General features: G+C 43.7%; 8 protein-coding genes. 3 read left to right on the top strand and 5 right to left on the bottom strand.

All coding sequences use genetic code 11. The annotated features are described in order from the left end of the window. Nucleotides 1-161 precede the first annotated feature (161 nt). The 3 genes from RIC07_RS37565 (at nt 162) to RIC07_RS37555 (ending at nt 1568) form a co-directional block, all read left to right on the top strand. Nucleotides 162-380, top strand: a complete 219-nt coding sequence (locus RIC07_RS37565; RefSeq protein ID WP_446398959.1) for a hypothetical protein — start codon at nt 162-164, stop codon at nt 378-380. 226 nt (nt 381-606) lie between these two features. After that, complete coding sequence (locus RIC07_RS37560) at nt 607-1053, top strand: DUF6932 family protein (protein WP_446398958.1); 447 nt, start codon at nt 607-609, stop codon at nt 1051-1053. Then, nucleotides 1050-1568 carry a hypothetical protein gene (locus RIC07_RS37555; protein ID WP_446398957.1) on the top strand — a complete coding sequence of 173 codons (519 nt, stop codon included), beginning with the start codon at nt 1050-1052 and terminating at the stop codon, nt 1566-1568. Before RIC07_RS37560 ends, RIC07_RS37555 begins: the two co-directional genes overlap by 4 nt. 646 nt (nt 1569-2214) lie before the next feature. Here the strand turns inward: RIC07_RS37555 and RIC07_RS37550 are convergent. From RIC07_RS37550 to RIC07_RS37530, 5 genes are all read right to left on the bottom strand, one after another. Beyond that, complete coding sequence (locus RIC07_RS37550; protein ID WP_446398956.1) at nt 2215-2385, bottom strand: hypothetical protein; 171 nt, start codon at nt 2383-2385, stop codon at nt 2215-2217. Nucleotides 2386-2763: 378 nt separating this feature from the next. Further along, nucleotides 2764-3513: a peptidylprolyl isomerase gene (locus RIC07_RS37545; RefSeq protein ID WP_446398955.1), complete on the bottom strand. Its 750-nt coding sequence runs from the start codon at nt 3511-3513 to the stop codon at nt 2764-2766. 155 nt (nt 3514-3668) lie between these two features. Then, nucleotides 3669-4673, bottom strand: coding sequence for an aldo/keto reductase (locus RIC07_RS37540; protein WP_446398954.1), 1005 nt, complete (start codon nt 4671-4673; stop codon nt 3669-3671). 65 nt (nt 4674-4738) lie between these two features. Further along, nucleotides 4739-5842, bottom strand: a complete 1104-nt coding sequence (locus RIC07_RS37535; RefSeq protein WP_446398953.1) for a T3SS effector HopA1 family protein — start codon at nt 5840-5842, stop codon at nt 4739-4741. A gap of 34 nt (nt 5843-5876) precedes the next feature. After that, complete coding sequence (locus RIC07_RS37530; protein ID WP_446398952.1) at nt 5877-7058, bottom strand: phosphotransferase family protein; 1182 nt, start codon at nt 7056-7058, stop codon at nt 5877-5879. Between the last annotated feature and the right edge of the window lie 1236 nt (nt 7059-8294).

Raw genomic sequence — 8294 nt, 5'->3', positions numbered from 1 at the left:
AATAGCGAAAGTCGTCTAAAGACGACTGCATCTCTAGTTTTAGTCCATTTTAATGGACTTTAGCTTTTAGCCAAGCACTTGAGTGCTTGGCGGGTGTTGGGGCTTACTGACAAAGGTGTAAGCTATCAGTTAAAACAGGTTCAAACCTTACCCTATAGAGAATGAGCAAGTGCGATCGCACGGAAGACCAAATCAAAGCTTATGAAGAGGAAAACTATAACAACGCTACCTTTCTGGATTTTATAGCCGTCATTGATGCTTTAGGGATTCAGTTGCAATCAGGTAGGTTTTGCGCTTCATTAGATGAGTTTTACCAAGAAGGTTTGGCTGTCGCTCGACAGTCTGATAGTTTCGGCGATCAAATTCCTACCTCTTCATAATAATTGCATCTGATTTGATAAACCTCTTTTCCTTTACCATTGTAGAGACGTAGCATGCTACGTCTCTACAAATTTGGGCGTCCTGATAGATAATGATAACTTTATTCTTGTCCGTTTTGTAACAATAAGGTATCCTTACATTAGATTTTTAAAACTTTGTATAATATTACCGACACAATGGTATGCTTTGAACTCAGTTAATGAGTTGTGTTTACATACTATAGAAATGATACCCCCTTTTGATGAAAACGGTAACCTGCCACCAGGAATACACTGGGCTGAGTGGTCAGAATTTGAAGAGCGATATGGCATTACCCCTAAACGAGTCCGTATGATTCAAGGACTGCTTCTGGCAATGGAACAATTAAAAGCCGCTGGCTGTTGTGCTATCTATATTAATGGGAGCTTTGTTACCAGCGAACCCAACCCGAATGACTTTGATGCCTGTTGGGATAGAGAAGAGGTTGATATCGATTATTTGAGAACCCATGCACCAACCTTACTCAATTTTTACGACCGTGACATGCAAAAGGCTAAGTATAGGGGTGATATTTTACCATCCGATCAGCTAATTGGTGATGAGGGTACAATGTCAATAGAGTTTTTTCAGCGTGATCGAGGTGAAAATTCCAAAGGAATCGTTGCTATTGATTTACGAAGGTGGGAACCATGATTAAGAACGAACACGAGTATCAGGTAACAAAAAAATGGGCAGAGAAATTTGCGCGATCAATCCTAACCGTGCGTCAAAATGAAGAAAAGAGACAGAATGACCCCGATGGATGGCAACTCCTCCAAGATTCATACCACAGTCAGCTAAAGACTCTTCAGGATGAACTTGCCGAATATGAAACCCTAATTTCCCATGATCCGAATCAGCCCGTCATTCTTAATCTTGATGACATCAACAAACTATCAACGCTTTTAATTAAAGCCAGGATTGCTTTTAAACTGACACAAAAGGAACTGGCAGATTTGTGCGATCGCACGGAAGACCAAATCAAAGCTTATGAAGAGGAAAACTATAATAATGCTACATTTCTGGATTTTCTAGCCGTCATTGATGCTCTAGGGATTCAGTTACAATCAGGTAGGTTTTGTGCATCATTAGATGAGTTTTACCAAGAGCGTTTAGCTGTCGCTCGACAGCCTGATAATTTCGGCGATCAAATTCCTACCTCTTCATAATAATTGCATCTGATTTGATAACCCTTTTTTCCTTTACCATTGTAGAGACGTAGCATGCTACGTCTCTACAAATTGGGGCGTGTTGATTACCAGCAACCTTGACGTTTACCGTGAAGGTAATGCAAATGCTAGTGCAGCGTCTCACCTTCTAATCAATGTAATCCTCAGAATTGGACCTGTTTGGGTAAAGGTTGCGGGCCTTGTGAATGCGATAGTCCACTGTCCCCAGAGTCCATTAATCGCATCAAGTTCTTCATTTGTCAATTCATTGAGATAACTCTCGTCATCTTGAAAAAATTCAGAACCAACTGAATTAAGGTTATCGATCTTGATAGTGGTCATTGACAAGTCTCCTGTCTGATAAATTGGTAACCTTTTATTCAATACATACCAGCCTAGCCATCACTTTTAAATGCACATTCACAACTTAACAATGTCATAGGTAATAACTAAGCATTTTGGGTAGATTGGCGGTTATTTAACCGGAAAAAGATAATTATTTATAGGCAAGTCAATCACCAATCTACCCCTTATTTACGTCCGACTAGACATGTTCAAAAAAATTGATATGTGGAATGTGCATTTTAAGTCAGTCAATCCTTAGCACTAAATAGAGCTATAGAGGCTAGACTTTTGTTCTGTACTTTTAGTCCCATTTCGCACTAAAATACCAATGTTTGCCGCCAAAGGTGAAGGCGCCACCACCTCCTAACACATTAATATTTTCGTTGTCTGTCAGCTCATTGAGATAGCTTTCGGAATCGTTGATTAATTCAAAGCCAGTGGGGTTTAAGTCGCTGATTTTGATCGTAGCCATTGGTAATCATCTCCTAGTTTTACTGTCTTAGAGGGCTAGAGTTTTGATTTTTATGCCCTTGTTTATTATTAAAACATCTCCAATAGAAGATATCAATAATTTTTCAATACCTTTTCAGACATAAATTTTATTGATAAAACCCCCAAGAATATAACCATGTATGGCAAGAGACCTAAAACTGGCGATAAATTATATTTGTCCTCAATAAAAAAAGACATAAAATATAATATTTTATCTAAAAATAAAAATATTATAGTGTGGCAGCTTATCATTTTATTGACCGACATAGAAAAGACCAGCCTCTGAACGAATTAGAGGCTGGCATTCACTTTTAATAGTTATCGTGGAACTCTGAGTTCAAAAGCTAGACTATCTCATTTAGGCATGAGGATTAGACTGATATCCCGCCTGTAACCAACCCTGAAACAGAGACTCCAACACCTGTTCCCTGACTTCAGCCAACTCAGCCGGAAACCACTTCTCAACTCGAAGAATGTGATATCCTAGCTTCGTTTGAACCGGATCAAGTACCTCACCCTCTACAGCCTCAGATACAGCCTGGGCAATCTCCGGTAGCAATTCTGCCAAAAATCGCACCCCGACAAAACCGCCATTTTCCTGAGACTGCTTCCCCTTCGAGTGTTGTAATGCTAAGACACAAAACGACACCTTCCCCTCACGAAGCGCCTGGGTAATTTTCACCGCCTCTGTCAAATCCCGTACCAGAATCTGAGACAGCGCCACCCGTTTATAATTATCGCGATCGCTCATATAATGAGCATCAACCTTTTCACCAAACAGATGTTCCTTCAATTTCTGCCTCAGCAGCGATATCCGCACTCCCTGGGACCAATCTTCCACAGAAATGCGCTGCTGTGCTAACCAGGCTAAGGTTTCCGATGTTCCCAGCAGTTTGTTCTCCTGGCGAAATGCATCCCCCGCCGCTTGTAACTCTTCCTCAGATACCGTAATCCCTAATTGCTGACAAACCGCCACAATTAACGCATTCTGTTCCGCCGCTGCTGCAATTTCGGCGATGTGGTAAGAATGGCGTAAATAGGCAAGGATATCTTGATCCGTTGCTGGGGTAATTTCCGGTAACGTGAATTGTTCTAGTGTTTCTGGCATGATTTTCCTCGGTAATAACAATGTTTAATTGCGTTTTTGACCAAGGGCGGGTTTTGTGGAAAGGTTATCGGTAGATCCCCCAATTAAACGGCTAAACCCGCCCCTACAATTGACTCTGTACAGACGTTCCGACGGAACATCTCTACTGGGGAAACTTAATCTCGATAAATTAAGCGTTCTGGTGAAATATCGGAGATAGAAAGCCGATGGCGATGTAAATCCCCATAAAGATTGAGATAATCAATTTCTTCAGGGGTTAACTTACCCTTTTGCACACCGGATATCGCCGCATCAATTTCCTCCCGACACCGCAATCCGGTCAAACAAACATCAACACAGTTCTGACTCAACGAATAGCGATATAAATCGGGTACAGACGGTTGCCAACATCCTTCCGGCAACCCCGCAGGCGCATCCCATAAGGCACCGGAATGAGATCCGGTAGACTTAAAGGTAACAATCCCAGGACGGTTATGATCTCGGATATCTAAGCGATTAAACACCTGATTTTGGGCAGAACGGTGTGCCAGATTATGTCTCACCATGACGACATCTAATAAGGGACTCGTTGACCACTGCTGCGCCAGGTTCATATCGTGGAAGGATGCGCCAATATACCGCACCGCGCCCATTTTTTTCAGCCGTTCAGATGTGCCGAAAAATCGCTCAATTGTGCGCTGATAAACGGAGTTTGTACCGCGCAAATCGGGGGAAAGCTGCAAGCAATCCTTAAACGATTGCCCATCATTCGCACCAATCCATCCCCAGAACAATACATCGATATAGTCGATTTTCAGTTCCACAAACTGATCCAATAAAGCCGCCAGTGCGACTTCTGGATTCTTGATATAGGTCACTGTTGCCAGTACCACGTTCTCCCGCACTGATGATTTTCGCCCACATAATTGACGCAGGGCATCCGCCATGGAACTATAAATATGGTGGTGTAAGTCGCTGGAGTAGAAAAAGTAGTTAATTCCTTGGTCGAAGGCGTAGAGTGTATCCTGACTCGAAATTCCACCACCCCCACCTAATCCTAAACAACTAACGGTTAAATCAGTCCGTCCTAAGGGGCGGTAAAATGACAAGTCAGAGTCGGGGAAATCAGGAATTTTAACGGCGGGTTTGATAACTGAGGGGGCAATGTCTGTGATTTGCATGATGTTAAGGGGAATGGCGCTAGTTTGTAGTAAGCGCTTTAGCGCTTATGGCACTAAAGTGCCTACTACGAACCCAGGAAAGAGGTATAATTATCGTCAGAATTGGCATTGAGATAGGCACGATTTATGTCAATCCCAAACAGGGAAAACTGTTGGAGAATTGCCTGCATTCGCCCGTCTGGGGAGTTATCCCCGTTTTGCCAAGCTTCTAGTAACCCATTGGCAACCAGTTGACAGCGGTTCATGCCAAAACTTTCTTGTGTACCAAACTTGGTATCGGGTTCTTCGGCTAACCCTAATCCGGGGGCGAGGACTTTGGTAAATAGGGGAACTTGGGGTTTAAAATGAGCTTTATTTTCCGCATAGATAACCTTAAGCACTTGGCGAACCGTGGGGTAATTGGGTTTATCGAAGTAGAAAACCCCTGAATCATAACGTCCGTAGTCGGCGGGGTTATACAGGACTTTAAAGGTAAAGGGTAGGTTAATTGCGTTAAACTTCTGGGTTAGGCTATCCATGACAGAAACCGCCCCGTCTGGGGTGAGGTTAAAGTAAATTCGCACGGTTTCTGAGGGATGATCTACGGTGGGTTCACTCTGGGTTCCGGCGTTACTCACTGCCATGTAAAATCCGTTTTGGATCAGGTTTTTGGGCATCCGAATCGCTACGGTATCCCCAATAGCCGCTGGTTGGTTGGGGTGGAGATGGCGTTGGGGTTCAATATGCAGTTTTAAACTGCCTTTGCTGACGACAATTGTGTTATCGGTTTCCTGTTTGAGAACAAACCAACCGGGGTCAAAGTAACCCGTTCCTTGATTGTGATCGTGTAACTGTTGATAGAAGTTTAAGTCTAATCCTAAAAGGGTATTGTTTTCTAGGTCGATGGGTATGGCTGAGTTATCGGTGTTCAGGGCGAGGCTATTTTCTAGGGATTGATTGTAGTAGATTCCGTAGAGAAATCCACGCAGTTGCAGACTCCAGTACCGTTGCTGGATGTCTGAGGGCATGTTCTGGAGACGACTAATTATTTCTTCGGGTAGTTCAAAGGGTTTGTAGTTGGGATGATGGATGCAAAAGTTGGCTTGGAGTTTTATGGTGTTAGCGATGTCTTGTAAGGTGTCGAGGAGGGAATTGGTGGGTTGTGGGGTGGGGATGTTTAGGAGTTGCATGATTTTATTTTTTTAACGCAGAGGAACGCAGAGGTTAACGCAGAGGGGCGCAGAGGGTTTCGGGGGAGTTGTGGGAGGGGTTTGGGGGGATTAGATCGGGTGTTGTGGTGCCAAATAGGGTGGGGATGGATTGTTGGGGACGACAGAGTAAGGTTTTGGCAACTTGCAGCATGGCGATTCCTGAGTTTCCAAAGGATTTTTGGTACTGAATCATTGCTTGAATTTGTTGAATTAAGGCTAAACCTGCAAATTGGATGATTTGGAGTAAGAAGGTGGGGCGGTGTGTTAAAATTTCCGGGAAGCTGTGGAAATAAGCTTGGGTTAAGCTGGCAATTGAGGGTTGCAGTTGGTCAAGGGGAGTTGTTGCTAACCGCAGGGATTCTTCGATACTCAGGGCGTTGCTGATGACTAAACTATTCAGCCAAATTTGGATATAGCTAGCGATGAGAGTTCCTACGTCAAAGGCTGGATCTCCCCAATGAGAACGTTCCCAGTCAATCAATCGTACACTGCGATCGCGCGATTGTTCCCAGTGGTTGGAAAGCAGGATATTATTGAGTTTTAGGTCATTGTGGGTGAGACAACTGGGGGTGACGGTTTTGCCAAGTTCTGCGATCGCGTTTCCTAAACTGTCGTATCGTTGATAGAGGGCAAAGAATTTGAGTCCATCCACGGGAACCAGTCCAAAGATGTCTGGAGTGATTCGTTCTAATCCGCCAATCAGGTTGGGTACGGTTTCGGGGAGAGAGTGAGACTGTTGTGAGAAAAAGTGCCGATAATCATCTCGGTTAAACGTGGCGCGATGAATAGCCGCCAGGGTGGTGCCAATAGACGCCGCGATCGCACTCGGGAAGATTGTCTCTTCGGCGTAGAATTCCATTACGTCCCGGTACTCGTCTAAGTAGCGGAATATGATGATTGATTCCCCTGGATCAAAATGCAGTACCTGGGGTAGATAGGGGTGAAGGGTAGCGAGTTCAGGAAAGTGCTGTACAAACTCCTGAATGCGCCATTCTTGTCCAAATTCTCCGGCTGTTTTCCCGTCCTGATTATACCGTTCTTGCTTAACTAGGAGTTTTTTCTCGTCGGGTAAGGTGACTAAGAGGTTAAAGTTTTTCGCCGCAACGGGTTTAATAATAAGCTGATTTTGGTTTTCTGGGGGACATAGCCCCAGGCGGATTAAATAGTTGGGGAGGTTAATTGAACTTAATTGCATGGTTGATTAAGTCTGACTTCATGAGTTCAGGGGTTGTCTTAGGTTTCATTTTATTTTCAATTCCGGGTTTGTGAAGGGTTGGCGGATGAATTAATTGGCGTAAATTTATAAAATTTTGTCTTTTGCCAGAATCCAGAGATGTCGCCACAAATCCATAAACAGCGCCGGAACGCCAGCCGATGAAGGGGGTACCAGAGTTGCCTTTGGAGACGCCATCTGTTCTTTAATTTAAAAAATTATGTCTGATTAACTGCTGCGTTATCGGCAATCGAATTAGCACTTGACTTTGGCGGGAATTTTAGGTAATTTTATACAATGGGAAAATGTGCCGTCCTATAGACCCCAATTCACCGTAATTTATCATACCCCGTAGGGTGGGTTAGGCGGTACTCAATTGACCCAACAAACTATTTAATTAGATATCCAACCTAACCCACCGAGTTATCGTTTGCAACAGGTGAACCAACGAAGAGGGCGAGTCGATAAAATTAATGGATTTCCCCGTAACGATAACCAGGGCGCAAGGATGGTGCCCCTACAAACAGGACACAGGACATAATAAAATAAATATCAGGTTGGGAATTCCTTAAATCTCACATCTAGAGGGTGCTATGTTTACCATCAATCAAGGCTTACAACGTCTAGGCTATTGGGGCGCGATCGCAACATTCCTCTTCATCCCCTATAACTCAGTTCTCGCCCAGATTTTGCCCGATTCGACATGAGGACTCAATGTTCCTCAATCCTACCAAGGTTCAGCTTTTCATGGCAGATCAGAGGAAGAATCGCTGCTAAAAAAATAGAAGTAGCGCTTGACTTTGGCGGAAATTTTAGGTAATTTTATACAATGGGAAAATATGCCGTCCTATAGACCCAGATCAACCCTAACCCGTAGGGTGGGTTAGGCGGTAATCAATAAATAAAACAAACTATTTAATGATGATCCGCCGTAACCCACCGAGTTATCCTTTGCAACAGGTGAACCAACGATGAAGGTTTCTCAACACAAGTAATACATTTCCCCGTTCACGATAGGGGGGCGAGTCGATAAAATTAATGGATTTCTCCGTAACGATAGCGAGGGCGCAAGCCTTTGCGCCCCTACAAACAGGACACAGGACATAATAAAATAAATATCAGGTTGGGAATTCCCTAAATCTCACATCTAGAGGGTGCTATGATGACCATCAATCAAGGCTTACAGCGTATAGGATATTGGAGTGCGATCGCAACATT

Source organism: Coleofasciculus sp. E1-EBD-02 (genome assembly GCF_040218245.1).
Classification (GTDB): Bacteria; Cyanobacteriota; Cyanobacteriia; order Cyanobacteriales; family Coleofasciculaceae; genus Coleofasciculus.
Note: the sequence above shows the minus strand (reverse complement) of the source record. Positions and strands in the feature narration are given on the sequence as shown.

What these genes read in the sequence shown, in the direction of transcription:
- RIC07_RS37535 (WP_446398953.1), bottom strand. Translation starts at nt 5,842, where the DNA reads ATGCAACTCCTAAACATCCCCACCCCACAACCCACCAATTCCCTCCTC.
- RIC07_RS37555 (WP_446398957.1), top strand. Translation starts at nt 1,050, where the DNA reads ATGATTAAGAACGAACACGAGTATCAGGTAACAAAAAAATGGGCAGAG.
- RIC07_RS37545 (WP_446398955.1), bottom strand. Translation starts at nt 3,513, where the DNA reads ATGCCAGAAACACTAGAACAATTCACGTTACCGGAAATTACCCCAGCA.
- RIC07_RS37530 (WP_446398952.1), bottom strand. Translation starts at nt 7,058, where the DNA reads ATGCAATTAAGTTCAATTAACCTCCCCAACTATTTAATCCGCCTGGGG.
- RIC07_RS37550 (WP_446398956.1), bottom strand. Translation starts at nt 2,385, where the DNA reads ATGGCTACGATCAAAATCAGCGACTTAAACCCCACTGGCTTTGAATTA.
- RIC07_RS37560 (WP_446398958.1), top strand. Translation starts at nt 607, where the DNA reads ATGATACCCCCTTTTGATGAAAACGGTAACCTGCCACCAGGAATACAC.
- RIC07_RS37540 (WP_446398954.1), bottom strand. Translation starts at nt 4,673, where the DNA reads ATGCAAATCACAGACATTGCCCCCTCAGTTATCAAACCCGCCGTTAAA.
- RIC07_RS37565 (WP_446398959.1), top strand. Translation starts at nt 162, where the DNA reads ATGAGCAAGTGCGATCGCACGGAAGACCAAATCAAAGCTTATGAAGAG.